The organism is Brevibacterium sp. OS20 (genome assembly GCF_056837565.1).
This window is the reverse complement of record NZ_CM166367.1, coordinates 2,294,124-2,315,013: the sequence shown is the minus strand read 5'-3', so window position 1 is coordinate 2,315,013 and position 20,890 is coordinate 2,294,124. Positions and strand designations below refer to the sequence as shown.

Here is a 20,890-nt window from a genome sequence, read left to right as displayed (position 1 = left end):
ATGCCAATACCCAGGAGAGCTCGGTTTGAAGATTTCAGTCATCGGTTGCGGATATCTGGGCGCGGTCCATGCGGCGGCCATGGCGTCTCTGGGCCATGAGGTCACGGGAGTCGATGTCGACACGGAGAAGGTCGAGGCCCTGACCTCCGGTCGTCCGCCCTTCTACGAACCGGGACTGAGTGAACTCCTCGTGAAGGCTCAGGAGCGCGGAAAACTCGAATTCACCACCGAGATCTCCCGCGCCGCCGACGCCACCGTGCACTTCGTATGTGTAGGCACTCCGCAGAAGCCCGGTGAGTTCGCCGCCGATGTCACCTATGTCGATGCGGCCGTGGAATCCCTGCACCCGCACCTGACTGCGACGTCGGTGGTTGTGGGAAAGTCGACCGTTCCCGTGGGCACCGCCGAGCGTCTGGCCGGAATCATCGCCGACACCGGCGCCGCCATGATGTGGAACCCGGAATTCCTGCGCGAGGGCCATGCCGTCGAGGACACCCTCCACCCGAATCGTCTCGTGTACGGAGTCGCCGACGGTGAGCCGGGGCAGGCCGCGGCCGCAACTCTCGACGAGGTCTACGCCTCGATCCTCGCCGAAGACACGCCCCGGATGATCACCGACTTCGCGACCGCCGAGCTGGTCAAGACCGCGGCGAACTCGTTCCTCGCCACCAAGATCTCATTCATCAACGCCATGGCCGAACTCTGCGAAGCATCGGGAGCCGATGTCACCCAGCTCGCCGATGCGATCGGCATGGATGACCGGATCGGCCGCAAGTTCCTCAACGCCGGGCTCGGATTCGGCGGCGGATGCCTGCCCAAGGACATCCGCGCCTTCATGGCCAGGGCCGGGGAGCTCGGCGCCGATCAGGCGGTGGCGTTCCTTAAGGAGATCGACTCGATCAACATGCGCCGTCGTGTGCGGATGGTCGACATCGCCCGCGATGCCCTGGGCGGGTCGTTCATCGGCAAGAAGATCACCATCCTCGGCGCCGCGTTCAAGCCCGACAGCGATGACGTCCGTGACTCTCCGGCCCTGGCCGTGGCCAGGCTCATCGCCACCCAGGGCGGGCTGGTCACCGTCACCGATCCGCAGGCGATCGGGAATGCGCAGAAGTCGTTCCCCGAACTCGACTACGTCGCCGACACCGCCGAGGCGATCACCGGGGCGCAAGCCGTGCTGCTGCTGACGGAATGGCGCGAATACCGCGACCTCGACCCGGCGGCGACCGCCGAGCTCGTGAGTGGGAAAGTGCTCGTCGACGGCCGCAATGTGCTCACTCCCGAACTGTGGCGGGCAGCGGGCTGGACCTACCGAGCCCTGGGCCGTCCATGAGAATCGGGCTGGTCACCGACTCTACGGCGCAGCTCTCCGCGGACGAACGCGAAGCGCTCAGCGAGGCCACCGGCGGTCTCTTCGCCGTGGTGCCGCTGACCGTGCTCATCGGCGGGGTCGCCTTCGCCGACGGTGAGGTCGATGCCGGGCATCTGTGCGCGAAGATGACCGACGGAGTCGAGGTCACCACGTCCATGGCCACCCCGGCCCAGTTCTCCGACGCCTATGCACGGTTGCACGAGGACGGCGCGGAAGCCATCATCGTCGTGACCATGTCCGCGGAGCTCTCGGGCACCCGCGATTCCGCGGTCAAGGCCGCCGAAGCCGAGGACATCCTCGTCGATGTCGTCGACTCGAGGACCACCTCGGCGGGACTGGCCGGGGCACTGTCTGTAGCCGTGGCCGGGATCCGGCAGGGACTCGACGTCGAATCGATCGCCGGAACCATCGCCGATTGGTGCGCGGCCGAGACTCGTTCCGTGTTCGCCCCCGGCAGCCTCGAACACCTGCGCCGAGGCGGCCGGATCGGCGCCGCGTCCTCCTTGCTCGGCCGGGCCCTGCAGATCGTCCCCGTGCTCGGTCTCAGCGCTGGAGTCGTCGTTCCGCTGGCCCGGGTGCGCACTCGCACCAAAGCCCTGGAGAAGATCGTCGCCTTGGCCGCGCAGGCCGCTGCGGAGGTGGCCGATCCCGAGGACACCGTGCACGTCGAGGTCCAGAACGCCGAAGGGGAGATGGACACAGCGGATGCCGAGCTGTTGAGCTCACGGCTGCGCGAGCTCGGATTCGACTCGTCGTTCAGGACGCTGTCGACGATCATCACCGCGCATGTCGGCCCCGGTACGGTCGGTGTGACCGTGCAGACCACACCCTGACTCACACATTCCTGCCTGGGGATGCTCGGGTGACTTGATCACCTCTGCCCTGTGGACGCAGATGCTCTGTCCACAGGCGACGCTTCTGCCCTGGCCGCTGCGTACCGGCGCTTCCTAACCTCGGACCATGGCTGTGTCTCCGGATGATCGTTTCGCCGGCCTCCTGGGCGCCAGTGCCGAGCGCGGCGGTTGGGTGCCGGGCGACGTCTATGCCGCCGACACCGCCGGTGAGGAAGAACCCGTCGAGCCCCGTCGCGTGCGTCTGCCCGTGCTGGCAGCTCTCGGCATCGCCACGGTCGGAATCCTCGTTCTCGCCTTCTTCCTCTTCCGTCCCGCTGCACAGCATTCGCCCGTGGGCGGCGGTGACGATCCCGGCCAAGGCGCAGGAGCCGGTCAGTCGCCTGCCGCGACCGGCGAGGGAGGTGAAACAGGAGAAGCCGGTGAGGGATCGGCGGGATCAGCCGCAGGACAGGAAGGAGCCGCCTCGGCGAAGTCGGCGAATGCGAACGGCGAGGTGACCGTCCATATCACCGGGGCGGTCAACGACCCCTCCGTGGTCACGCTGAAGGCAGGTGCGCGGGTCCAAGACGCCGTCGAAGCCGCTGGAGGACTGAGCGCCGGAGCCGACGGTGAAGCGGTGAATCTGGCGCGCGTGCTCGCCGACGGTGAGCAGATCCACATCCCGACAGAAGGCGAAGAACCGGCAGCCGGAGTCGATGGTGCCGATGCGAACGGGACCGGGGCGAACGGGACCGGTCAGGACGGAACCGGTTCGTCTGGAAGTGGGGGAGGGGGCGCGGGAGGAGGCGGTTCGCCGGGATCCGCGGATTCATCTGCAGCCGCGAGCGGCGGGGCACCCGGTCAGGCGGGGAAGGTCGACCTCAACACCGCCGATGCCACCACCTTGGAGACGCTGCCCGGGGTCGGACCCGTCACAGCCGAGGCGATCATCAGCCACCGCACCCAGCAGCCGTTCGCGAGCGTCGATGATCTGCTGCTCGTCAAAGGCATCGGGCCGAAGACCTTCGAAAGCCTCAAAGACCTTGTCACCGTCGGCTGACCCGGGCCCCGCAGCCGCGCACACACAGCTGCGAACGAGGCGATCCTGGCAGCAGGCGTGGGAGCGCAGACTGATTGCCCTGCGACATGTGTGCGCGGCTGCGGTTGCCTGGGTGCGGGAGCGGGCGGCGCTGTGGCCGGGCTCCGTCCGCCTCCTCTGCTGTGCAGCCGGCCTCTGGGCCAGCGCACTCCTGTCACCGGAGCCATGGGTGCTCTTCGGCGTTCCCGTGCTCGGACTCCTCGGGATCGTGATCCTGCGACGGCACCACCACCTCGGTGTCGGTGCTCTCGTCTTCACCTGTCTGCTGACGATCCAGATCACCGCCCTGGCCGCCGCCCACGGACCGGATGATGAGGCCGAGACCACGGGGCTCGTCGTCGGCCACAGCGAACCCGGAGCGTCCGGCTGGACGCGACTGACGCTGCTCACCACCACCGGATTCACTCACGTGCTCAGTCCCGAAATCGCTGCCGACGGAACGACCGTGCGGATGCGCACTCAGCGCCTCGACGATATCCGCTCGACCGATACGGAACCACAGGTGCTCGAAGCACCGAACCGACTGTGGCAGTGGCGTGAGCGGCTGCGCACCGAACTCCGCGTCGATTCTCTCGCCGCCGGCAACGACGGAGGACGGCTGCTGCCCGGACTCGTCGTCGGTGACACCTCGCCCCAGGACGACCGGATGATCGACGATATGCGGGTCGTCTCCCTCACCCACGTCTCGGCCGTGTCGGGCAGCAACGTCACGATCGTCAGCCTCGGTGCCGGACTGCTCGCCGGAGCCTGCCGAGCCGGTCCACGGCTGCGCGTGAGCATCGGAGTGCTCACCTGCCTCGGCTACGTCTTCATCGTCGGATTCGAACCCAGCGCCATCCGGGCCGCCGGAATGGCGATTGCGGCGGCACTCGTGTTTCTGCGCGGCGGTGGGATCTCCCCGGTCGCGGTCATGTGCTCGACCGCGAGCCTGCTGCTCGCCTTCGTGCCGGTGTTGGCCACCTCGGTGGGGTTCGTCCTGTCCGTGGTCTCCACCGCCGCGATCATGTTCGTCGTCCCGATCCTGCTGCGCCGTCTCGCCGTGCACCTGCCGCTGCTGCCCACGGTGCTCGTGACCGCGCTCATCGTGCCCTTCGTCGCCCAGCTCGCGTGCACCCCGGTGCTGGTGGCGATCGACCCGCGCATCGGACTGTGGTCGGTCGCTGCCAACGCCGCGGCCGCACCCGCGGTCATGCCGGCGACGGTGGCGGGCTTCCTCAGCCTCGTGGCCACCGGCATCGTGACGACAGGGCTGCCCGGAGCCGACTTCGCCTCTGCCCTGCTGGCGTGGATCGGGTCCTTTCCGGCCTGGTGGATCGTCCTCGTTGCCCGAGTCTGCGCCGCACTGCCGGGAGCGGCACTGGACTGGCCGGTGCCGCCGCTCGGAACGCTGCTGGCGCTCGGGCTGCTCGGCCTCGCCGTGACCGGTACGTGGATGCTCGTGCGGCGTCGCCTCTGGGGTCTACCCGTCCTCGTCCTGTGCTGCCTGCTCACGGCCGCCGTCATCGTCACGGTGAGGGCGAAGCCGCCTGCAGCGGACTGGCTGGTGCTCGTCTGCGATGTCGGTCAGGGTTCGGCTGCCATCATCAACCTCGGTGATGGTCGGGGCCTTGTCGTCGACACGGGGCGCGAGCCGAAACCCATCGACACCTGCCTCGACGAATCCGGGATCGAGGAATTCGATCTGTTCATCTCCCACTTCGACGCCGACCATTTCGCCGGCTATGCGGGCACGACGTGGGGGCGCACGGTCGATCGGCTGTTCGTCTCCGCGAACGTCGCGTCCTCGCCCGAAGTCAGGCGCGTGATCGCTGACATCGGCGCCGAGGCGGTCCCCACCCACCGCGGCCGGACGCTGAGCTTCGAGGCAGCGAGCCTGGAGGTGCTGTGGCCGCCCCTGCGCTCGGTACCTGCGGCAGAGGACGAGGAGCTGCGCAACGAAGACTCCCTGGTGGTGCGGGTCGAACAGGAGGGTCTGAGCACTCTGCTGCCCGGCGACGTCGGCGCCGAGGAGCAGTATGTGCTCGCCCAACAGGTGCGACCGGTGGATGTGCTCGTCGCACCGCACCATGGTTCCTCCGATCTGGCACCCGAGTTCTTCGCGTCAGCGGCTCCCGGTCTCGGCGTCGTCTCGGTGGGGGAGAACAGCTACGGGCATCCGAGTGAGAAGTCACTGCGCTCCTTCGGCCCCGTGCCCGTGCTGCGCACCGATCACTGCGGTTCGGTTGCGCTCTACGCGCAGAGTCGGTTCAGCACCGGCCACAGCTGTTCCGAGGACAAGGGGTGAGACGGCGGGTGTCGGTCCGCCTTGCCGGTCATGTCGGGCAGCCGCGATAGGCTGGGGTCCATGGCAGTGAAGAAGACCCTGATCCCGTGGAGCTCGGCGAAACCGGCCCCTGTCGTCATGATCTCCGGTGGCGAATCGGTGCTCGTGCGCATGGCCAAGGAACGCATCGTGTCGGCCGCGCGGAAACAGGATCCCGAAGAGATCGAATTCGACGCAGCGGGATACCAGGCCGGCGAGTTGGCGATGGCGGCTTCACCGTCTCTGTTCTCGTCCTCGAAGCTCATCGTCGTCGATGCCGTCGAGAAGTGCTCGGAGGACTTCCTGGGTGACGCTTTGGCCTATTTGGACGCTCCGAACGATGATGCCGTCGTGGTGCTGCTGCACGCCGGCGGCAACCGGGGAGCGAAGCTCATCAAGAAACTCGACTCCGCCGGCTTCCCGCGCATCGACGCGGCGGTGCTGAAGAACGAAAGCGATCGGGCGAAGTTCGCCCAGACCCGGTTCAAGACCGCGAAGCGGCGCATCGACGAGGCGGGAATGGCCGCGCTCATGTCGGCGCTGGGCTCTGATCTCGCCGAACTCAATGCCGGGGTCGACCAGCTCATCGAAGACACCGAAGGCACGATCACCGCCGAGGTCGTCGACCAGTACTACGGCGGCCGGGTCGAAGCCACCGGCTTCAAGGTCGCCGATGCGGCAGTGGCCGGAGACGCGAAGAACGCACTCAGCCTGCTCAGGCATGCCCTGTCGACCGGGTCCGATCCGGTCCCGCTGGTGGCGGCAGTTGCGATGAAGCTGCGCGGTATGGCGAAGGTGCAGGGGTTCTCCGGCACCAGCGGCGAGCTGGCCTCCGAGCTGAAGATGGCTCCGTGGCAGGTCGACCGGGCCCGCCGGGAGGTGAGGCGGTGGAACGAGGTGGCGCTCGGCCAGTCGCTCATCGCCGCAGCCGAGGCCGATGCGGCCGTCAAGGGCGGTGGACGTGACCCCGTCTACGCCGTCGAATGGTTCGTCTCAGAAGTCGCCCGCCTAGCCCGCCTCCGCTAATTGCTACCTGACGGCGGCCCAGCAACCTCGCGCGAGGTTGCTGGGCCGCCGTCAGGTAGTAATAAGTAAAAAGTACGGGGTCCGAACCGTGTGGTTCGGACCCCGTGAAGCTATAGCCTCAGTCGTGCGCTCAGAGAGCGTTGATCTGCGTGGCCAGGCGCGACTTGCGGTTCGCAGCGTTGTTCTTGTGCAGAACACCCTTCGAAACAGCCTTGTCGAGCTTGCGGGCAGCCACAGCATAAGCCTGCTGTGCCTCTTCCTTGTTGCCGGCAGCAATGTTCTCGCGAACGACGCGGACGTAGGACCGAACCTCGGACCGGACAGCCTTGTTGCGCTGACGAGCCTTCTCGTTGGTCTTGATCCGCTTGATCTGGGACTTGATATTAGCCAATTTCAACACTCTTTCGTGTTAGTGGTACATGGTCGTGAGGGCGCATCGAACCGACATGATCATCTCCGCGGGGAAACACATCGACGACATCGAATCCGATGGCGTCTTCACCCGACCTCGGCGAGACACACGCCTTGATGAAGACACAATCACCTATGATACAGGCTCTCGTCCCGGGCTGGAAATCCCTGCGCGCCCAGCAACGCAGGGAAGCTGCAGGCTTCGCTCGGTCGGTCTGCCGGGGCTCAGCCGGAGATGTGCCCGGCCACCCGGTCGAAGACGTCGCGGGGCATGATCGCGCCTTCCCTGCGGATCGAATCGGGATCGAGCCGGATGATGCGATCGAGGCGGAGCTCCGAGGGCCGACCCTGCGAATCCCAATCCCCGGTGCCGATGTTCATCCACTTCGCGTGCCGGTCCTGCCGGACCTCGCCGACGCCGCCCGGGATGTGATCTTTGCTGGTGAGCATGAGCGCGAGCACCCATCGGCCGTCACGTCCGACGACGAGGGACGGTCGGTCCTTGCCCTGCGAGTGGTCCTCCTCGAAGGGGACCCACCCCCAGACGACTTCGCCCGGATCGGCGTCGCCGTCGAGGTCGGGGGAGTAGCTGACCGTGATCGTGCCCGTGTAATCGCCGGGATACGCACCGGATCCGCCCTGGCCGTCCGAGTCGGAACGATCGGCAGAACCCGCCGAGGCGGCACCTCCACCGCCGGACCGTGCCGGATTCGGCCGGCTGGCATCCGTCGGCTGCGATGCGCCTCCGGAGTTCTTCTTCGACTGCGATTGGCGCAGATAGCGCAGCCCTTCGCGGACACCGATTCTCGCGGCCCGATTGACCAGTGATCTCCAATTCATACGTCCAGCCTAAACGAGCCGGCTGTCACAGGCTGCAAAGAACTGTGTGCCGACCCGGTCGGGCGAACGAGCCGACGCGGACGGGCAAACGACCCGTAATGATCGGTCGAACGAGCCGTCACGGTCACGAGAATTCGAGGACCGCCTCGACGGGGAAATGGTCGGAAGGGTACTTCCCGTCGACCTCGAACGTGTCGATGCGCGTGGACAGTGTGCGCAGGCCCGGGGTTGTGAGGATCCAGTCGATGCGTGGCTCGCCTGCTTTCGGCCCCTTGTAGCGGTGGAAGGTGCCGATGTCCTCACCGGGAACCTCGGCGGCGGTGTCGGTGAGGCCGAGCTCAGTACAGAAGAAGTCGTAGACCGGGGAGCCGGTGGCGACGTTGAAGTCGCCGGTGACCACGCAGGGATGGGCCGCCTCGGCGATGGTCTCGGCCATGATCCGACCGGACTCGAGACGGGCTCGCTCGGACTTGTGATCGAGGTGGGTGTTGAGCACACGCAGACGCCGGTCGGATTCGAAGTCGCGGACATCGACTGTCGTCAGGGTGCGCGCATGCGAGACTCCCCACGATTCCGAGGCCACGGTGTCGGGCTGTTCGGACAGCCAGCTGATGTCCACGCCTTCCACATCGAAGCGCTTCGAATCGAGGATCACGGCTGTGAACTCGCCGGAGTTGCCACCGGAGTGGCCCTCTCCGAGCCAGATGTACTCCTCGGGCAGCAGGCTGATGAGCGTCTCGAGCTGGTCGAGTTCGCCCTCTTGGGTGCCGATGAGGTGCGGACGTGCACGCCGGATGAGATCGGCGGCGATGGGCAGCCGCTCGGCCACCGGATGACCGTCCATCGCGGGATAGCGGAGGTTGAAGCTCATGACCCGGAATTCGCTCATGAGACCATCTTCCCCGATCGGCACCGTTCGGCGGGGCGAATCGCGAAAGATCCGGACGATCACGACGTGCACGCCCGTGGATTCCAGGTCCGCGCGCAAGTCATGAAACAATGGGGGATCCGGTCTGTCTGGGGACCTGGTCTGTCAAAGAAAGGGCGTTCATGTCACCTCAGGTGAATAAGGAAGCTGCAAAGCGGATCTCACCGTCTGCCACCTCACCCGAGCTGATTCGCAATTTCTGCATCATCGCTCATATCGACCATGGCAAATCGACCCTGGCCGACCGCATGCTCCAGATGACCGGCGTCGTCGAGAACCGCGATATGCGTGCCCAGTACCTCGACCGGATGGACATCGAACGCGAACGCGGAATCACCATCAAATCCCAGGCTGTGCGCATGCCGTGGGAGCACGAGGACACCCCGTACGCGCTCAACATGATCGACACTCCCGGGCACGTCGACTTCAGCTACGAGGTCTCGCGGTCCCTGGCCGCCTGCGAGGGTGCCCTGCTGCTCGTCGACTCCGCTCAGGGCATCGAAGCCCAGACGCTGGCCAACCTGTACCTGGCCATGGAGAACGATCTGACGATCATCCCCGTGCTCAACAAGATCGACCTGCCGGCTGCACAGCCGGAGAAGTACGCCGAAGAGCTCGCCAACCTCATCGGCTGCGAACCCGAGGACTGCCTGCTCGTGTCCGGCAAGACGGGCGAAGGCGTCGAGGAGGTCCTCGACCGCATCATTACCGATATCCCCGCGCCCGTCGGCGATGCCGAGGCCCCGGCCCGCGCGATGATCTTCGACTCCGTCTACGACACCTACCGCGGTGTGGTCACCTATGTCCGCGTCATCGACGGTTCTCTGTCCCCACGCGAGAAGATCGAGATGATGTCGACCGGCACCACCCACGAGCTGCTGGAGATCGGCGCCTCCATGCCCGAGCCCAAGGCGACGAAGGGACTGGGCGTCGGTGAGGTCGGCTACCTCATCACCGGTGTCAAGGATGTGCGTCTGTCGAAGGTCGGCGACACCGTCACCGCCGCTGCGGGGCCCGCGACAGAGGCCCTCGGCGGTTACCGGGAGCCCAAACCGATGGTGTTCTCCGGACTCTTCCCGATCGACGGGTCCGACTACCCGGTGCTGCGCGACGCGCTGGACAAACTCAAACTCAACGACGCCTCTCTCGCCTACGAACCCGAGACCTCGACGGCACTGGGCTTCGGCTTCCGCTGCGGATTCCTCGGTCTCCTCCACCTCGAAGTCCTGCGCGACCGCCTGGAACGGGAGTTCGATCTCGACCTCATCTCCACCGCCCCGTCCGTGATCTATGACGTGACCATGGAAGACGGTTCGGAGACCGTGGTGACGAACCCGAGCGAGTACCCGACGGGCAAGATCAAGGAAGTCCGGGAGCCGATGGTGCAGGCCACGATCCTCACCCCCAGCGACTACATCGGCGCGGTCATGGAACTGTGCCAGGATCGCCGCGGCAAACTCCAGGGCATGGACTATCTGTCCTCGGACCGTGTGGAGATCCGCTACCGGCTGCCCCTGGCCGAGATCGTCTTCGACTTCTTCGATCAGCTGAAGTCCCGGACCAAGGGCTACGCCTCCCTCGACTACTCCGATGACGGCCAGGACGCCTCCGACCTCGTCAAGGTCGACATCCTGCTGCACGGCGACCAGGTCGATGCGTTCTCCGCAATCGTCCACCGCGACAACGCCTACTCCTACGGTGTGGCGATGGCCGGAAAGCTGCGCAAGCTCATCCCGCGCCAGCAGTTCGAGGTGCCCATCCAGGCGGCCATCGGCTCACGCATCATCGCCCGCGAGACCATCCGCGCCATCCGCAAGGACGTCCTTTCGAAGTGCTACGGCGGTGACATCAGCCGTAAGCGCAAACTGCTCGAGAAGCAGAAGGAAGGCAAGAAGCGGATGAAGATGGTCGGCACCGTCGAGGTTCCGCAGGAAGCGTTCATCGCGGCCCTGTCCTCCGACGAGCCGGAGACGAAGGACAGCAAGAAGTAAGTGCCCGCACAACCGACCGGTGAGGTCCCTCCGCGCGACGGTTCGCTGCCGACATCGGTGGGGATCGGGGCCGCGGAGCGGCGGCTGAGCCTCTACATCCACGTCCCGTACTGCCGGGTCCGCTGCGGCTACTGTGACTTCAACACCTATACCGCCGACGATCTCGGCCCGGGCGCGTCCCGCGAGGACTACCGCAGCAATCTCGCCCGTGAGCTCGATCTGTCCGTGGCCACCCTCGCCGAGGCGGGGGCCGGCGACCGTGAGGTCTCGACGATCTTCTTCGGCGGGGGCACCCCGACCTTGCTCGCAGCGGATGTGCTCGCCGGGGTGATGGACGATGTCCGCGCCCGCTTCCGCCTGGCCGAGAATGTCGAAATCACCACCGAAGCCAACCCCGACACCTTGGACCCCGACTACATCGCGACCCTTGCCGGAGCCGGTTTCAACCGGATCTCCATGGGTATGCAGTCGGCCGTGCCGCACGTGCTTGCGACCTTGGACCGCACCCACGACCCGGAGAAGATCCCCGAGGTGGCCCGCTGGGTCAAGGACGCCGACCTCGAGCTCAGCCTCGACCTCATCTACGGCACCCCGGGGGAGTCGATCGACGATTGGCGTCGCTCTCTCGACGTGGCGCTGTCCAACGAGGTCGATCACATCTCGGCATATTCCCTCATCGTCGAACCGGGAACGAAGATGGGTGCGATGGTTCGCCGCGGCGAACTGCCGATGCCTGATGAGGATGACCTGGCCGACAAATACGAGATCGCCGACGCAGCGATCTCCGCTGCTGGTCTGCACTGGTACGAAGTGAGCAATTGGTCGACCGGTCTCGAGACCCGCTGTGAGCACAATATGGCCTATTGGCGCAATGCCGACTGGTGGGGCTTCGGGCCCGGCGCCCACTCACACGTCGGAGGCGTGCGGTTCTGGAATGCCAAACACCCCCGTGCCTGGGCCGATCGGCTGTTGGCGGGGGAGTCCCCGGCGATCGGTCGTGAGGTCCTCGACGTTCAGACCCGGGAGATCGAACGGATCATGCTGGCGGCCAGGATCGACCGCGAGCTGCGTCTCGATTCTCTGGCCCCGGGCAGCGAACAGGCGATCAGGACTTTCGTCAGGCAGGGACTGCTCGACGCCGATGGTGCCGCGACCGGCTGGTTCCAGCCGACTCTGCAGGGACGACTCATGGCCGACTATATGGTGCGCATCCTCACCGAATACGTGTGAATGAGTCTCGCCCCGCCATTCGGGAACGAGTGGCGGGGCGAGCTGTTCAGCGAATCTGCCGGGGTGAGGCTCTCACTGGACGTCAGATCACTTGATCCAGTTCGGCGTCATCGGAATGCGGTAGCCTTCACCGCGGTTGGCTGCCATGCCGGCGATGATCTCGATGACGATCATGTAGATCGAGAGCACCGGCAGGAGCAGGAGGATGAGGAAGCCGATTCCGACGATCGTGAGGATTCCGCCGATCAGCCCGATGCCGAACGCCGCGATGACGCCGATGATCAGCAGATTCAGCGACTGTGCGCCATGATGGCGGAGGAACGGCGACTTGTCCTTATTGATGATGAAGAGGATGAGCGTGACGATCCAGCCGACACCGACGACATAGGTGGCGGCGTGAGCGAGGTGCGACCACAGTGCGGTCGTCCGTTCACTCTGATCTGCATTCCAGAATCCGAGCGAATTCGGGCCGTAGGCCGCATCCGGCAGTTCGGCCCCCATGGGCACTCCTGCGGCAGCCGACTGCGCCGACGATGCTCCCTGGAATCCGTAACCGGGCTGAGGGTGTCCCTGCGGAGCGCTGTAGGGCTGCTGAGAACCGTACGGCTGCTGGGCGCCGCCTGCCTGCTGCGAACCGTAGCCCGGTTGGGAACCATACTGCTGCTGAGGGTTCTGCTGCTGAGATCCGGAGGCCGGATTCTGCTGCTGGGAGCCGTACCCGGCTTGCGGCTGCGAGCCATAGCCCGGCTGCGATCCCTGCTGAGGGGTCTGCGGCTGCGAGCCGTACTGGGCCTGACCATCCTGCTGGGCCTGACCACTCTGCTGTGGCTGCGAACCCTGCTGTGGCTGCTGGGTGTACGGCTGCTGCGAGCCCGACTGCGGGGAGTAGTTCGGAGGCATCGGCTGTGACTGTTCGTTGTTCGGCTGCTGCGGGTTGTCCGACATGAGAGTCCCTTCAGAGTGTGCGATCACTCCACACTAACCCAGAGAGTCCGGGCAGCCCCAGAGAACCCGGGGTGAGCGGGAATGGTCACTTCACGAAATTGATTGTGAGCGGGAACTTATACCCCTCACCCTTGTTCGCTGCGACGGCCGCGATGATGTAGAAGACGCAGTAGACGAGCGGAACGATGAGCGCCGCATACATGACGATGATGCCGATCCCGAAGGTCACCAGTGCCAGGATGAAACCGACGAAGCCGAAGACGAAGAGCGCACCGAAGGTGACGATCGTGTTCGTGATCATCGCGTTGAGACCCTGACGTGAGTGCTCGCGGACGAACGGCGATTCGTCCTTCTTCACAAGGAACATGATGAGCGGCATGAAGCCGAAGATGAGCGAGCCGAGGTGGGTCCACAATGCCGTGGTCCGGTCGGGTTCGTGGGCCATCCAGAACTGCTCGGAGCCGGGTCCGTAGGCTTGCTCAGGCAGGGAGCGGGAGTCGAACATCGCCGGGTTGTGCATCTGCGGCATACCGTAGCCCGGCTGCGCGCCGTATCCCGGCTGGCCCCCGTAGTTCGGCTGAGCGCCGTACGCCCGCTGCGAACCATATCCCGGCTGGCCCTCGTAGTTCGTCTGACCGCTGTGCGTCTGCGGCTGAGAATACTGCTGGCTCTGCGGCGCGTAGTGCTGCTGCGGACCTGAGGCCTGAGAGTAGTTCGGCGGCATCGGCCGGCTGCCCGGCTGCTCGGGGTGATACGACATGGGGATCCTTTCGAGAAACGCTTGCCATTCACACTAGCCGAGCCAAGTGTCCCGAGGATGTCGGGAAAGCCTCACTCCTGTGACAGATTCGGCACACGCCGTCGGCACACGCCGACAGATCCGCGTGACCACCAAGAACCACCGCGCCGCACCACCGAAGTCACTCAGCCGACGGTGACGAAGTCGATGAGCTCCTCGACGCGACCCGACAGCGTCGGTTCGACATCGGCGATGGTGCTCACCTTCCCGAGGATGCGCACCCACCCGCGGGCAACGTCCCGATGGTCGGCATGCGGCCATCCGATGCGACGCAGTATTCCCGTCTTCCAATCCTCACCGCGAGGGACGACCGGCCATTCGCGGATGCCGACGACGTGGGGCTTCACCGCTTGCCAGATATCGACGTACGGGTGACCGATGATGTGGACGACATCGCGGTAGCGCGGATCGGCACGGACCGCCTCGGCGATCTTCGATTCCTTCGTCCCATTAACCAGATGGTCGGCGAGGACACCGACTCGATGGTCCCGATCCGGACCGAAGGCCTCGAGCTTGTCGGTGACATCATCGAGACCGCCCAAGGGTTCGACGACGACGCCTTCGATGCGCAGATCATCGCCCCAGATCTTCTCGACGAGTTCGGCGTCGTGCTTGCCCTCGACCCAGATCCGCGACCCACGAGCCACCCGAGCCTTCGCGCCGACCACGGCGCGAGACCCCGACGCCGTCCGTCCGGGCTGCTGCGCCTTCTTCTTCGGCAGCTGCACATCGACGGGCCGGCCCTCGAGGAGGAAGCCCGGTCCCAGGGGAAAGGCACGCACCTTGCCGACGCGATCTTCGAGCTTGACGACGACACCGGCCGTGGTCTTCTCCGCGCCGACGACAGCACCGACATAGCCGCTCATCGCATCCTCGAGAACCATGCCCAGGCCGAGCTCGACCTGGCGGGACTTCTTCGGACGGTGCGACGACGGGGAGGAACCGGAGAGCACATCGGGACCATATCGATCAAAAGCATTCACGGGCACCCACCATAATCAAGGACGGTCCCGCAGGCGTGCAGACCCGCAGGCCACCCCTGAAATGAATTCCGGGAACGAGAGGCGTAGAATTGGCACTCAGACTCACAGAGTGCCAAGCGCAGGCACGGGACCGCGATGGATCGGCGAGACGGAGAGGAGATCCGCGATGAACGACAGCAGACGTGCACAGGTGCTGCGCGCCATCGTCGAGGACTTCGTCGCCACCAACGAACCCGTGGGATCGAAGGCGATCGTCCAGCGCCACACCCTCGGCGTCTCTCCCGCCACGATCCGCAACGATATGGCCGCGCTCGAACAAGAGGGCTATATCGCCCAGCCCCACACCTCTGCCGGACGGATCCCCACCGACCTCGGCTACCGGATGTTCGTCGACCGGATCGACGAGTTCAAACCGCTGACCACCGCCGAGCGGCGCGCGATCTTTCAGCTCATCGACGGCGACGTCGATCTCGACGAGATGCTCGACCGCACCGTCCGCGTCCTCTCCGGCCTCACCCGACAGGTCGCGCTCATCCAATACCCGACGGTGTCGCGGGCGCGCATCAAGCACATCGAGATCGTCGGTCTCGGACCCGGCCGGATCCTCGTCGTCCTCATCACCGATGCCGGCCAGGTCGAGCAGAAGACCGTGATCACCCCGAGCCCGCTCGACGAAGACGCCGTCCGCGGACTGCGCGATCAGATCAACGCCGAATTCGCCGGACGCACACTCGCGCAGGTCTTCGGATCGGCCCCCGCCGCCGAGGCGACCGCCACCGAATCGAGTGAGCCGACCGCTCGTGACGACTCCGGGCTCAAACAGGTCAGAGCCGCCGTCGTCGACCTCGTGGCCGCGACGCGTGAAGAGCGCATCATCATGGCCGGCACCGCGAACCTCGCCCGCTCCGGAAGCGAATTCGGAGAGAAGATGGCCCCGATCCTCGAAGCCTTCGAAGAACAGGTCGTCCTGCTCAGGCTGCTCACCTCGATGGCAGAAGACCACGAGGAGATCAGCGTGCGCATCGGGCGTGAGAATACTCACGAATCATTCAGCTCGACTTCCGTCGTCGCCGCCGAATATGGTCATGACGCGGGTTCCTCGGCCAGACTGGCAGTGCTCGGCCCGACCCGAATGGACTATCCGACGACGATCTCGGCAGTCCGTGCCGTCGCCAAATACGTGTCCTCGATCCTCGATCGAGGGTAGGTCCCTTGACATCGACCAGGGGCACCCGCAGGCGGGCAGCGCATCACCGGTGAGCACCGCGCAAGGACGCAGCCACCACCACGAACAGAGAAGACCACTACGTCAGGGAGAGAGAAGTTTCTGTGGCCGATCACTATGAAACACTCGGAGTGTCCAAAGATGCTTCCGCGGCTGAGATCAAGTCGTCGTACCGGAAGCTGGCACGCAAGTACCACCCGGACGTCAATCCCGGTCACGAGGACGAATTCAAGGCCATCTCACTGGCCTACGATGTGCTCTCCGACCCGGAGAAGCGCCGCAACTACGATATGGGCGGCGGCGAGAACGGTCAGGGCTTCCCGGCCGGCGGCGGATTCGGCGGATTCGGCGACATCTTCGAGACCTTCTTCGGCGGCGGCGGCGGTCAGGCCGGGGGTCCGATCCCGCGCACCCAGCGCGGCAAGGATGCCCTCGTCGGAGTCAATATCGACCTGAAGACCGCGGCCTTCGGCGGCACCGTCGACCTCGATGTCACCACTGCAGTCGTCTGCGACACCTGTTCGGGCGCCGGCACGCAGGAAGGCACGAAGATCGAGACCTGCTCGCTGTGCCACGGAGCCGGCAGCGTCCAGCGCATGACCCGGACCCTGCTGGGTCAGATGGTCACGAACCAGACCTGCAACTCCTGCCACGGCTTCGGCACCGTCATCCCGAACCCCTGCCTCAACTGCCAGGGCGACGGACGAGTGCGCAAACAGCGGACCATGAAGATCCGGATCCCCGCCGGGGTCTCCGACGGCACCCGCATCCAGCTGAGCAGCCAGGGTGAGGTCGGCCCCGGAGGCGGACCCGCCGGTGACCTCTTCGTCGAGGTCATGGTCACCCGCCACGAGGTCTTCCAGCGCGACGGCGACAACCTCCGGGCCGCCGTCTCCGTGCCGATGACCGCAGCGACCCTGGGTGCGACCATCCCGTTCGAGACCTTCGACGGCACTCAGGACCTCACCATCGCCGCCGGCACCCAGTCCGGCACCATCGTCAAACTTCCCGGGCTCGGAGCCGCCCGCCTGCGTTCGGAGACCCGCGGCGACCTGCTCATCACCGTCGACGTCCTCACCCCGGACAAACTCGACGACGAACAGCGCGAACTGCTCGAGAAACTCGCCGAACTGCGCGGCGAAGAGACTCCGCGCGCCCAGATCTCGACCGAGAACCGCGGAATGTTCTCCCGCATGCGTGAGAGGTTCGCCGGTCGGTGAGTCTTCCCGTCTTCCGTTCCGCCACCGCCGCCGAGGCGGTCGTCGGGTCCGCCCTCACCCTCGGTGAGGACGTGGCCGGGCATGCGGTGCGGGTGCGTCGGATCGGTCCCGGCGAGGAGATCGACATCGTCGACGGGGAAGGCACACGTGCGCGCGGAACCGTCACGGCCGCCTCGGCGAATGAGCTGACGATCGATGTCACCGAGGTGACGGTCGAGGAGCGCACGGGCCCGCGCCTCGTCCTCGTCCAAGCCCTGGCCAAGGGCGACCGGGACCTGCGGGCCATCGAAACAGCCACGGAGATCGGCGTCGACGACGTCATTCCCTGGGCCGCTGAACGCTCGATCGCCGACTGGCCGGCCAAGAAGCGGGAGAAGATGGCCGCGAAATGGGAGAACCTCCTCGGAGCGGCCTCCCTGCAGGCCAGACGAGCACGATTTCCCATCCTCCACGGCCTCGCCCGCGGAGCCGCCCTGGCCAAGACCCTCGACGACGCCGATGCGGTCTTCGTCCTCCACGAGACCGCTCAGCGCAGGCTCTCCGAAGCGCTGAATAGCCTGATCGCGAACGACTCGGCGCAGCCGCCGGAGCGCATCGTCTTCGTCGTCGGCCCCGAGGGCGGCATCAGCAACGGCGAACTCGATGCACTGACCGACTGTGGAGCAATCCCGGTGCTGCTGGGACCGACGATCCTGCGCTCGTCATCGGCGGGACCCGCCGGTCTCGTCCTGGCCCAGAATTCATTGGGCCGTTGGTGAGGCATCGGACTAGGATGGAAGCACACTCAGGCGCTGCCGGTGACGGTGCGCTCACTTGCAAAGGAACATTCTGGACATCACCCCACCGAACCCGAACTCCATGAACCCCACCGACTCGGACACCGGCGACGGTGCCGCACGCGATGATGCCGTGACGGACACCCAAGGTGCCGATCGTGACACCGTGCGATTGGTCATCCCCGACTCCATCGACCTCGTCGCCTTCTTCGGTCCCGGGGAATCGAACCTGCGCGCCCTGGAGAAGACCTTCGCCGACCTCGACATCCACGTCCGGGCCAATCAGGTCCAGGTCACCGGCGACCCGAAACGCGTCGAAGCTTTCGTCAGCGTCATCGGGGAACTCAAGAAACTCCACGCGGCCGGCCATCGCATCAACGAAGAGACGATCGAGAGGGTCACGACGTTCTCCTCCGAGGGAGCGGCCGCCTCGGCGGTGCTGGGCACGAACATCCTCTCCACCAGGGGAAAGTCGATCCGTCCGAAGACGATGGGCCAGCACGACTACGTCAGGGCCATCCGCAACCACACGATCACCTTCGGCATCGGTCCGGCCGGAACCGGCAAGACGTACCTGGCGATGGCCATGGCCGTCAACGCCCTCCAGCACAAAGAGGTCTCACGGATCATCCTCACCCGGCCGGCCGTCGAAGCCGGGGAGTCCCTGGGCTACCTGCCGGGCACGCTCAACGACAAGATCGACCCGTATGTGCGTCCGCTCTATGACGCCCTGCACGACATGGTCGACCCGGAATCGATCCCGCTGCTCATCGAGACCGGAACGATCGAGGTCGCGCCCCTGGCCTATATGCGCGGGCGCACTCTCAACGACGCGTTCATCATCCTCGACGAAGCACAGAACACGACGGCCGAGCAGATGAAGATGTTCCTCACCCGCCTCGGCTTCGGGTCACGCATGGTCGTCACCGGTGACATCTCCCAGATCGACCTGCCGGGCAAGACCCGCAGCGGACTCAAGGTCGTCCGCGACATCCTCGACGGAATCGAGGACCTGCAGTTCTGCGAACTGGGCAGCAAGGACGTCGTCCGGCATTCGCTGGTGACGAAGATCGTCGAAGCCTACGACCTGTGGGGGAATGCCGAATGAACACCGAGATCCTCAACGAGACCGACGCCGAGGTGGACCTCGACGAAGTCGTGGCCCTGACCGAATATCTCGGTGAAGCCCTGCACATGCACCCCGGTGCGGAGCTGGCCGTGACCATGGTCGACTCAGCGGCCATGTCCGAACTCCACGTCACCTGGATGGACCTCGAAGGACCGACCGACGTGATGTCCTTTCCCATGGATCAGCTCCACCAGGGCGAGCCGGAGAAGCCGACCGAAGGTCAGATGGGCGACATCATCATCTGCCCCGAGGTCGCCGAGGCTCAGGCTCGGGCGGCCGGTCATTCGACGATGGACGAGGTCCTTCTGCTGACCGTCCACGGATTCCTGCACCTGCTCGGCTACGACCACGGTGAGCCCGAAGCGCGGGAAGAGATGTTCGCTCTCCAGCGGCATCTGCTGCTGACCTTCTTCGCGGCTCGCTACGACGGTCGCACCGACATTCCCACCCCCACCGAGGTCTGATCGTGTTCATGTTCTTCCTCGGGGCGGCACTGTGCCTCATCATCGCAGCCACCCTCTCCGCCGTGGATGCCGCGCTGCTCAACGTCTCCCACCATGCGGTCGAAGAGGCGAAGGAGGACGGCAAGCGCTCAGCGGTGCGTGTCGAGAGGATCCTCGCGGACCTGCCGACGAACATCAACGTCATCATCTTCGTCCGCAACTTCCTCGAAGCACTCGCCACGGTGTTCATCGCCCTGGCCTACGATTCCTACTACTCCGTGGGACCGCTCATGGTCTTCCTCACGGTGATCACCGCCTCGGTGGCGGTCTTCATCATCGCCGGAGTCTCCCCACGTACGATCGGCAAGCGCCGGTCGCTGGCAGTCAGCCTCAACCTCAGCTGGGTCGTGCGCATCGTCCTCGTCGCGCTCAAACCGCTCACCCGCATACTCGTCGTGCTCGGCAATCTGCTCACACCGGACCAGGTGTACAAGGACGGTCCGTTCGTGACCTCAGAACAGCTGCGCGACCTGGTCGAGCGGGCGAGCGAATCCGACATCATCGAAGACGGCGAACGCGAGATGATCCAGTCGGTGTTCAACCTCTCCGACACCTCGGCGAACGAGGTCATGGTGCCGCGCACCGACCTCATCACCGTTGATGCGGACGTGAGCCTGCAGAAGGCGATGAACCTGTTCTTCCGCTCCGGCTTCTCCCGCATCCCCGTCTGCGGGGAGGACCTCGACGACGTCCGCGGAGTCGCCTACCTCAAGGACGTCGCCCGCCGCCTCCATCTCCACCCCGAGGAGGCCGACCGTCCCGTGGGCAACCTGGCCCGCACCGTCCTGTTCGTCCCGGAGACGAAGCCGGCAGATGACCTGCTGCGGCAGATGCAGCTGGATTCGACGCATCTGGCGATCCTCATCGACGAATACGGCGGCACCGCAGGGTTGGTGACCATCGAGGACATCGTCGAAGAGATCGTCGGCGAGATCGAAGACGAATACGACAACGGCGATGACGAACTCGTCGCCGCCGAAGACGGATCGTTCATCATCAGCACCCGCATGTCGATCTCCGACTTCGCCGAATACTTCGATGTGCGCATCGACGAAGACGATGTCAACAGCGTCGGCGGACTGCTCTCGAAGCTCATCGACCGCGTGCCCATCGACGGCTCGCATGCGTCGATCGAGGGCCTCGAGATCGAAGCCATGGAGGGCCAGGGCCGACGCCACCGAATCACGCACGTGCGGGTCACCCGCACCCACGAGAACAGCAGACACGCACAGCGCACCGCCGCAGCCGAAGGTTCGGGGACGAAGGAAGAGGACTGAG

General features: G+C 65.5%; 19 protein-coding genes. 13 read left to right on the top strand and 6 right to left on the bottom strand.

Annotation, left to right across the window (positions count from 1 at the left end; genetic code table 11):
* Nucleotides 1-25: 25 nt before the first annotated feature.
* The 5 genes from ACVZTU_RS10440 (at nucleotide 26) to holA (ending at nucleotide 6,632) form a co-directional block, all read left to right on the top strand.
* Entirely contained in the window at nucleotides 26-1,333 is a 1,308-nt protein-coding gene (locus ACVZTU_RS10440; RefSeq protein WP_139467380.1) for a UDP-glucose dehydrogenase family protein, read from the top strand.
* Nucleotides 1,330-2,205, top strand: a complete 876-nt coding sequence (locus ACVZTU_RS10435) for a DegV family protein (protein ID WP_139467379.1) — start codon at nucleotides 1,330-1,332, stop codon at nucleotides 2,203-2,205. Before ACVZTU_RS10440 ends, ACVZTU_RS10435 begins: the two co-directional genes overlap by 4 nt.
* Before the next feature lie 127 nt (nucleotides 2,206-2,332).
* Entirely contained in the window at nucleotides 2,333-3,265 is a 933-nt protein-coding gene (locus ACVZTU_RS10430; protein ID WP_139467378.1) for a ComEA family DNA-binding protein, read from the top strand.
* Nucleotides 3,249-5,588, top strand: coding sequence for a ComEC/Rec2 family competence protein (locus ACVZTU_RS10425; RefSeq protein WP_482400350.1), 2,340 nt, complete (start codon nucleotides 3,249-3,251; stop codon nucleotides 5,586-5,588). The genes ACVZTU_RS10430 and ACVZTU_RS10425 overlap by 17 nt, the downstream gene beginning before the upstream one ends.
* Before the next feature lie 60 nt (nucleotides 5,589-5,648).
* Nucleotides 5,649-6,632 (top strand): DNA polymerase III subunit delta, encoded by a 984-nt coding sequence (holA, locus tag ACVZTU_RS10420; protein ID WP_482400349.1) that lies wholly within the window; start codon nucleotides 5,649-5,651, stop codon nucleotides 6,630-6,632.
* 130 nt (nucleotides 6,633-6,762) lie between these two features.
* On the opposite strand, the gene rpsT is transcribed toward holA, so the two are convergent.
* From rpsT to ACVZTU_RS10405, 3 genes are all read right to left on the bottom strand, one after another.
* On the bottom strand, nucleotides 6,763-7,023 hold the full coding sequence (gene rpsT, locus ACVZTU_RS10415; protein WP_139467376.1) for a 30S ribosomal protein S20: 261 nt from the start codon (nucleotides 7,021-7,023) through the stop codon (nucleotides 6,763-6,765).
* 245 nt (nucleotides 7,024-7,268) lie between these two features.
* Nucleotides 7,269-7,883, bottom strand: a complete 615-nt coding sequence (locus tag ACVZTU_RS10410; protein ID WP_458312333.1) for a type II toxin-antitoxin system PemK/MazF family toxin — start codon at nucleotides 7,881-7,883, stop codon at nucleotides 7,269-7,271.
* Between the two features lie 124 nt (nucleotides 7,884-8,007).
* The gene (locus tag ACVZTU_RS10405; protein WP_482400348.1) at nucleotides 8,008-8,772 is read right to left on the bottom strand and encodes an endonuclease/exonuclease/phosphatase family protein; all 765 of its coding nucleotides are present in this window, start codon (nucleotides 8,770-8,772) and stop codon (nucleotides 8,008-8,010) included.
* A 161-nt stretch (nucleotides 8,773-8,933) separates the two neighbouring features.
* On the opposite strand from ACVZTU_RS10405, the gene lepA reads away from it, so the two are divergent.
* Nucleotides 8,934-10,802, top strand: a complete 1,869-nt coding sequence (gene lepA / locus ACVZTU_RS10400; protein WP_253903700.1) for a translation elongation factor 4 — start codon at nucleotides 8,934-8,936, stop codon at nucleotides 10,800-10,802.
* Entirely contained in the window at nucleotides 10,803-12,032 is a 1,230-nt protein-coding gene (hemW, locus tag ACVZTU_RS10395; protein ID WP_482400347.1) for a radical SAM family heme chaperone HemW, read from the top strand.
* An 87-nt stretch (nucleotides 12,033-12,119) separates the two neighbouring features.
* On the opposite strand, the gene ACVZTU_RS10390 is transcribed toward hemW, so the two are convergent.
* The 3 genes from ACVZTU_RS10390 to ACVZTU_RS10380 form a co-directional block, all read right to left on the bottom strand.
* A complete protein-coding gene (locus tag ACVZTU_RS10390; RefSeq protein ID WP_259356826.1) occupies nucleotides 12,120-12,977 on the bottom strand; it encodes a DUF4870 domain-containing protein in 858 nt (285 codons plus the stop codon).
* A gap of 85 nt (nucleotides 12,978-13,062) precedes the next feature.
* Nucleotides 13,063-13,737 carry a magnetosome magnetite crystal formation protein family gene (locus ACVZTU_RS10385; RefSeq protein WP_139467370.1) on the bottom strand — a complete coding sequence of 225 codons (675 nt, stop codon included), beginning with the start codon at nucleotides 13,735-13,737 and terminating at the stop codon, nucleotides 13,063-13,065.
* 164 nt (nucleotides 13,738-13,901) lie between these two features.
* Nucleotides 13,902-14,765: a DUF3097 family protein gene (locus ACVZTU_RS10380; RefSeq protein ID WP_139467369.1), complete on the bottom strand. Its 864-nt coding sequence runs from the start codon at nucleotides 14,763-14,765 to the stop codon at nucleotides 13,902-13,904.
* A gap of 160 nt (nucleotides 14,766-14,925) precedes the next feature.
* Here ACVZTU_RS10380 and hrcA point away from each other — a divergent pair, with 160 nt between their 5' ends.
* The 6 genes from hrcA (at nucleotide 14,926) to ACVZTU_RS10350 (ending at nucleotide 20,889) form a co-directional block, all read left to right on the top strand.
* A complete protein-coding gene (hrcA, locus tag ACVZTU_RS10375; RefSeq protein WP_139908138.1) occupies nucleotides 14,926-15,966 on the top strand; it encodes a heat-inducible transcriptional repressor HrcA in 1,041 nt (346 codons plus the stop codon).
* A 122-nt stretch (nucleotides 15,967-16,088) separates the two neighbouring features.
* On the top strand, nucleotides 16,089-17,204 hold the full coding sequence (gene dnaJ, locus ACVZTU_RS10370) for a molecular chaperone DnaJ (RefSeq protein ID WP_139908137.1): 1,116 nt from the start codon (nucleotides 16,089-16,091) through the stop codon (nucleotides 17,202-17,204).
* Nucleotides 17,201-17,962 carry a 16S rRNA (uracil(1498)-N(3))-methyltransferase gene (locus tag ACVZTU_RS10365; protein ID WP_482400346.1) on the top strand — a complete coding sequence of 254 codons (762 nt, stop codon included), beginning with the start codon at nucleotides 17,201-17,203 and terminating at the stop codon, nucleotides 17,960-17,962. The genes dnaJ and ACVZTU_RS10365 overlap by 4 nt, the downstream gene beginning before the upstream one ends.
* 100 nt (nucleotides 17,963-18,062) lie before the next feature.
* Nucleotides 18,063-19,088 carry a PhoH family protein gene (locus ACVZTU_RS10360; RefSeq protein WP_482400345.1) on the top strand — a complete coding sequence of 342 codons (1,026 nt, stop codon included), beginning with the start codon at nucleotides 18,063-18,065 and terminating at the stop codon, nucleotides 19,086-19,088.
* Nucleotides 19,085-19,573, top strand: a complete 489-nt coding sequence (gene ybeY / locus ACVZTU_RS10355; RefSeq protein ID WP_172169763.1) for an rRNA maturation RNase YbeY — start codon at nucleotides 19,085-19,087, stop codon at nucleotides 19,571-19,573. Before ACVZTU_RS10360 ends, ybeY begins: the two co-directional genes overlap by 4 nt.
* A gap of 8 nt (nucleotides 19,574-19,581) precedes the next feature.
* Entirely contained in the window at nucleotides 19,582-20,889 is a 1,308-nt protein-coding gene (locus tag ACVZTU_RS10350; RefSeq protein ID WP_248283853.1) for a hemolysin family protein, read from the top strand.
* The last annotated feature ends 1 nt before the right edge of the window (nucleotide 20,890 follow it).

Bases quoted from the DNA above. Each gene is read 5' to 3' on its own strand.
- ybeY (WP_172169763.1), top strand. From the start codon at position 19,085: ATGAACACCGAGATCCTCAACGAGACCGACGCCGAGGTGGACCTCGAC.
- ACVZTU_RS10435 (WP_139467379.1), top strand. From the start codon at position 1,330: ATGAGAATCGGGCTGGTCACCGACTCTACGGCGCAGCTCTCCGCGGAC.
- ACVZTU_RS10360 (WP_482400345.1), top strand. From the start codon at position 18,063: ATGAACCCCACCGACTCGGACACCGGCGACGGTGCCGCACGCGATGAT.
- ACVZTU_RS10405 (WP_482400348.1), bottom strand. From the start codon at position 8,772: ATGAGCGAATTCCGGGTCATGAGCTTCAACCTCCGCTATCCCGCGATG.
- holA (WP_482400349.1), top strand. From the start codon at position 5,649: ATGGCAGTGAAGAAGACCCTGATCCCGTGGAGCTCGGCGAAACCGGCC.
- ACVZTU_RS10430 (WP_139467378.1), top strand. From the start codon at position 2,333: ATGGCTGTGTCTCCGGATGATCGTTTCGCCGGCCTCCTGGGCGCCAGT.
- ACVZTU_RS10350 (WP_248283853.1), top strand. From the start codon at position 19,582: ATGTTCTTCCTCGGGGCGGCACTGTGCCTCATCATCGCAGCCACCCTC.
- ACVZTU_RS10390 (WP_259356826.1), bottom strand. From the start codon at position 12,977: ATGTCGGACAACCCGCAGCAGCCGAACAACGAACAGTCACAGCCGATG.
- ACVZTU_RS10410 (WP_458312333.1), bottom strand. From the start codon at position 7,883: ATGAATTGGAGATCACTGGTCAATCGGGCCGCGAGAATCGGTGTCCGC.
- hrcA (WP_139908138.1), top strand. From the start codon at position 14,926: ATGAACGACAGCAGACGTGCACAGGTGCTGCGCGCCATCGTCGAGGAC.
- lepA (WP_253903700.1), top strand. From the start codon at position 8,934: ATGTCACCTCAGGTGAATAAGGAAGCTGCAAAGCGGATCTCACCGTCT.
- ACVZTU_RS10385 (WP_139467370.1), bottom strand. From the start codon at position 13,737: ATGTCGTATCACCCCGAGCAGCCGGGCAGCCGGCCGATGCCGCCGAAC.